General features: G+C 70.0%; 1 protein-coding gene. It reads right to left on the bottom strand.

Annotation, left to right across the window (positions count from 1 at the left end; all coding sequences use genetic code 11):
* Positions 1-4,026 (bottom strand): beta strand repeat-containing protein (locus GJV64_RS12110; RefSeq protein WP_408014995.1); only part of this gene is annotated, 4,026 nt, incomplete at its 3' end.
* Positions 4,027-4,100: the final 74 nt, after the last annotated feature.

Below are 4,100 nucleotides of genomic sequence, written 5' to 3'. Positions count from 1 at the left end.
CAGCAGCAACGGGTTGGCGGCGCTGATCTGCCCGCCGCCGGCTGCCGCCAGCGTGATCGCGCCGCCGGTGCCGGCGCCGCCTGGCCCGGAGAAGCCGTTGCCGCCGGCGCCAGTCGCATCGAGCAGCAGCTGGCCGCCAATGGGGAAGCTGCTGCCGGCGCCGATGTCGATGGAGACCGCGCCGCCCACGCCGGTGCCGCCGCTGACCGCGCTGCCGCCGGCACCCACCGCGGTGAGCGAGAGCGTGCCGGTGACATTCAGCGTGCCGCCGGCCACCGCCAGGTCGGCCGTGCCGCCAAGGCCGCTGCCGCCCGGCAGGGTGCCGCTGCCGCCACCCGCGCCATCGGCCAGCAGCAGCAGGTTGCCGGGCACCTGCAATGTGCCGCCAGAGACGAGCAGGCTGACCGCGCCGCCCTGCGCATTGCCATCGAGCGGCGTCGCCGTACCGCCGGCCGCGCCATCGAGGACAAGATTGCCGCCAATGCCGGTGGTACCGCCGCTCACGGTGAGGCTGGCGCTGCCAGCCGTCACGTCCCGCAACGTGCCGCTGCCGCCCGTGATGCCGCCGCCGACCAGCAGCGACAGGCCCTCCGTGAAGCTGGTCGCGCCGGCCGAGGTGACGGTGATGCTGCCGCCCGTCACCGAGGCCGGGGCGCCGAGGGCGGCATTGCCGATGCCGCGGGCATCGAGCAACAACGGCCCGATCGCCGTGCTCTGCACCGCAAGGCTGCCGCCGACCAGTGTATCGAGGGTGATGCTGCCGCCCTGTCCCAGGCCGGCAGCGCCCAGTTCGCTGGCGCCGCTGGTGCCGGTGGCCGACACGATGAGACTGTTGTTGCCCACCGACAGGGTCATGTCCCCGCTGTTTAGGAGGGCAATGCTGCCGCCCTGGCCGGCGCCGCCGGCGCTAGCAACAGTGAGCAGCGTGGCGCCTACGCCATCGGCCTGCAGCTGCACCTGCCCGGTGGCGGTCAGGCTGCTGCCAGCCGCGGTGGTCAGCGTCACGCTGCCGCCGGTACCGGCGCCAGACGGCAAGGCAAAAAGGGCCCCTGAACTGGCGTTCGCGGTGGCGAACAGGGCGCCGCTGGCGAGGCTGCCCGACAGCGTGTCGATGCCCACGTTGCCGCCGGTGGCGGTGCCGCCCCCGCCATCGAAATAGCCCGCATCGGCCGAAAGGGTGACAGATCCGGTCACGTTGGCGTTGCCGCGATGTTGCCAGCGGACGGTGCCGCCGGTGACTGACGTGGCGTTGCCGGCGCTGAACAAGGCAGCATCAGCGGTCAACTCGACCACGCCGCCAACGGTGAGTTGACCGGCATCGCTCGTGGTCACGGTGACCGTGCCGCCAGTGCCGCTGGCGCCATCCTCCCCGCCCGACGGAGAGGCATCGGCAAACAGGCCGAGCGCATCGGTCAGCTGCAGTGTGCCGTTGCCGCCTGTCAGGCTGACGCTTCCCCCAATCGCTGTCCGCCCCGTCGCCTGCGCGCTGGCCAGCAGGCTGCCGGTGCCATCGATCAGGCCGGTGTTGCCGAAATCGATGACGACGTCGCCAGCTGTCGCCGTGCCGGTGACCGGGGCAAAGCCACTGAAAGCGTCGACGCTCAGCGAGGTGTTGCCGATCAGCGTTATGGTGCCATCGGCAATCATGTCGATCTGGCCGCCCAACGCGTTGCCGGCCTGCGTGCCCGATGCGCCGGCCTGGCCATCGGCGAACAGGGCAATGCCGCCGGCCGTGGAGTCGAACCTGAGGGTTGCCCCCGGGTCGGCAACGACAGTGATGCTGCCACCGGTGCCATCGCCGCCCGGCTGGCCGCTGCCGCCATCGCCGCCCGACCCGGACGCGTTGAACAACAGCGGCTGCAGGCCACTGGTCACCGAAAGTGAACCCGCGGTTCCAACCAGGATGCCGCCGCCGGTGGCCGAACCGGCGGTCCCGCCGCCGCTGCTGCCGGCGGTGGCCTGCGCGATCAGGCTGAGCTGGCCATTGATGGTGACGCTGGCCCCGCCGGTGCTGGCGATTTGCACCTGGCCGCCTACCGCGCCGCCGCCATTGATGTTGCCGGTGGCAGCGCCGCTCGTGGCCCTGGCCTGGGCGCTGATGATCACATCATCGTTCAGTGTGACCTGCGTGGTGCCGGTCGTTTCATCGACCAGCAGGCCCGCCGAACCACCGATGAAGCTGTTGCCGCCGCCACCGGCCGGTCCCGCGGCATCAGCCGTGATGACAAGACCCAGCGCGTTCAGCGTCGCGCCGTTCTGCACCCTGACTTCGGCGATGCCGCCGCGCGCCGTGCCACCACCGGTATGAGCGATCGGCGTGCGCTCCGCAAACAGCCCGTCGGCGGCAAGCAGGATCCCACCATTGCCGAGATTGAGACTGGTGCCGGCTTCCAGTTCCAGCAGCGCCGCGTTGCCCTGCGCATTGCCGGACGCATAGCCGGCGGCGCCGAGTTCACCCACGCCCTGAGATCTGATCTCAATCACGCCGTTGACGGTGAGGCTGCCGCCAGTGGCAACCCGCAACTGGGCAAAGCCACCCGTGCCGCTGCCGCCAGCGCCATCGGCTGCCGCTCCGCCGATCCCGGAGGAATCGAGAAACAGCGATTGGGCGCTGATCGCGCTGCCTGCCCCGTCCACGGTGATGAAGGCAATGCTGCCAAGGCCATCCCCGCCGCCCAGCAAAGGACTGAGGGCCGCCTCGCCTGCCCCGACCGCGAAGGCAAGGATATTGCCGCCAGCCGTGATGCGGCCACCCGTTTGCGCCAGCACGCTCGCGCTGCCGGCAAAGCCGTCCTGGCCATTGGTGAGCACGGGGAGGAAGGAGCCATCGACGCGCAGGTCACCCACCACGTCGAGCGCGAAACCGCCGCTGGCCCGGGCCTCGGCCGCACCATTGGCGAAGAGTTCCACATTGGCCGCCGCCGCTGTGTTCCCCAGCGTGGCCAGCACGCGCGACCTGTCGTTCGACCGCACGGTCAGGTTCGAGGTGACCTGACGGTTGTCCACCACAATGTTGGCCGACGCCGCGCCCGCCACGGGGCTGGCGCCGAACTGGTCGATGCCGGTGGCAAGCGGAGTGGCGACAATGTCGTAACCACCCGACAGCACGATGGCGTTGCCGTCAACGTCAGCGGCATTCGCAACATCGAACCCCAGTTGGGAGCCGCCACTGATCAGCAGCGTCATGCCGACGTTGCGCGGCACCGCCATCATGTAGATGCGGCTGTAGACACCCTGCCCCCCAAGGCCGCCCACGCCAGTGATGCTGCCGTTCACCGTGTTGGTGCCACCAGCGACTGATCCGACATTGGCGGTGATGTCAAAAAGACCGCCATTTAGGGTAATGCTGACATCCTCGGCCACGACCAGCGCCGCTGAACCGCCGGAGTTTGCAAGGTTGATGGCACCGTTCATGACGATTCGCGGCGCCACCGCAATCACGTAATTGCCCGCCTGGAGGGACGCGCCGGGGAGGATGGAGACATCGCCCGTGCTGCCGCTGGCGGCCGCGAGGCGAAAATCATTGGCAGCGCCGATGAAGGGGGTGCCGGCGGCGGCGCCAACCGGATCGTTGGTGGTGAGCAGCAGTCCGCCGACATCGAACTGCGCCGTACCGCCGATGAGGAGGCCGCCGGGCGCATAGAACCAGACATTGCCGACGGGATCGCTCGACACCAGGCCACTGAGCGCAATCGCCCTTGTGGGATCTGCGGCGATGATGCGGTTGAGCACCGTGTAGGGGTTGCCGGTCGCGCTCTGGAACAGGGCGCTGTTGCCAGCGGGCAGGAAGTTGATCGGCCCACCCGTGCCGACATCGTTGGGCAGCCAGTTGATCGTGGCCTGCGGGCTGTCGACGGTGATGGTCTCATTGCCGGGGCCGGTGACGCGGTTCACATTGCCCAGCCCGATCGTCGGTGTGCCGAGGAAGGCCTGCGCCATGGCCGGCGCCAGCAGCGGGGGGGGCGCGAGCAGCAGCGCGGCGGCCAGCGCAGCGGGCGAGGCCAGCCGGAGATGAAGCCGGCGCATCAGCGGGTCCTCCACGGCAGGATGCGGGTGGTGAGCGTGAGCAGCAGGCGCACATCGCCGGCCCGGGTCGGCCC

This window comes from Sandarakinorhabdus rubra (assembly GCF_010994245.1).
In the GTDB taxonomy this organism is placed as follows: domain Bacteria; phylum Pseudomonadota; class Alphaproteobacteria; order Sphingomonadales; family Sphingomonadaceae; genus Sandarakinorhabdus; species Sandarakinorhabdus rubra.
Note: the sequence above shows the minus strand (reverse complement) of the source record. Positions and strands in the feature narration are given on the sequence as shown.